Source organism: Bradyrhizobium sp. 1 (assembly GCF_023073315.1).
Classification (GTDB): domain Bacteria; phylum Pseudomonadota; class Alphaproteobacteria; order Rhizobiales; family Xanthobacteraceae; genus Bradyrhizobium.
In genome coordinates this window covers 1-1,227 of record NZ_JADPJH010000030.1, presented here as the reverse complement: position 1 = coordinate 1,227, position 1,227 = coordinate 1, and the positions used below count along the sequence as shown (strand labels likewise).

Below are 1,227 nucleotides of genomic sequence, written 5' to 3'. Positions count from 1 at the left end.
GTCCCTTTGAAAATTGGATTGAGGTTGGGGACATACCGGGCTTGCACCGGTACGACAGGGCGGCGTCATGCCTTTGGGCTGCGCAAGAGCGGTTAGGGCCCAACCTGTCGTAGCGGCGACCGTAACCCGCGAAGCTTGTGCGAGGCTTGTGGCTCTGTGGCCTGGCGGCAACAGGGCAGGTGAAACTGCGGCGCACGCAGCGTCACGCCAAACGGAAGGGCCGCGCTTCGCGAGAAGCGCGGCCCTTCCTCAGATCGTGTTGAGGATTAGCGGAACAGCGACAGGATGCTCTGGCTGCTGTTGTTGGCGATCGAGAGCGCCTGCACGCCGAGCTGCTGCTGGACCTGGAGGGCCGACAGGCGGGTCGATTCCTGGTTCATGTCGGCGTCGACGAGCTGGCCGATACCACGATCAACCGAGTCCATCAGCGACTTCACGAAGTCCGTGTTGGTCGAGATGCGGTTCTTGACGGCGCCGAGATCGGCGGCGGCCGAGGCCACCGAGTTGATCGCTGCCGTGACCTTCGTGATGTAGCCATCGAGCGTGGTCTGGTCAGCCGCCGAGTCGGTCAGCGTGGCGATGCTGAGCGTGTCGACCGAGGCACCGCCGCTGACGGTGTCCAGAATGCCGGCCGCAGCCGACGTATAGAGCGAATAGTTGGAGATCGTCAGGGTAATGGACCCGATCGTGGGCGTGCCGCCGACGCGCGAGAACGACGACACCAGATTGAAGGTCGTCGGTGTGGTCGCAGTCGCGCTCAGCCAGTTCACGCCGTTGAAGGTCGCCGCATTGGCGGTGCCCTTCATCTGCTGCTGGATCTGGGTAATGTCAGCCTGGATCTTGGTACGGTCGATACCGGCGGTCTTGGCTTCAACCAGCAGCGCCTGGAGCTTGGTCAGGCCGCCGGTCTGGTCGCCCACCACCGCGGTCAGAGCGGTATATTCGGTGTCGACGGTCGCAGCCGACAGACCGAGCGAGTCCGAGACGGCGGAGAGCGCGGCGTTGTCGGCGCGCATCGAGGTTGCGATCGACCAGTAGGCCGCGTTGTCCGAAGCGGTCGAGACGCGCTGGCCGGTGGAGATCCGGTTCTGCGTGGTGGAGAGCTGGCTGCTGACGTTCCGGAGCGTCTGCAGCGCCGTCATTGCGGAGGAGTTGGTGAGAAGACTTGAACCCATTTTGATGTCCCTTTGAAAATTGGATTGAGGTTGGGGACATACCGGGCTTGCA

At 63.3% G+C, this 1,227-nt stretch carries 1 protein-coding gene; it reads right to left on the bottom strand.

Annotation, left to right across the window (positions count from 1 at the left end):
* Window positions 1–266: 266 nt before the first annotated feature.
* Window positions 267–1,175: a flagellin gene (locus IVB29_RS24645; RefSeq protein WP_247506003.1), complete on the bottom strand. Its 909-nt coding sequence runs from the start codon at window positions 1,173–1,175 to the stop codon at window positions 267–269.
* Window positions 1,176–1,227: the final 52 nt, after the last annotated feature.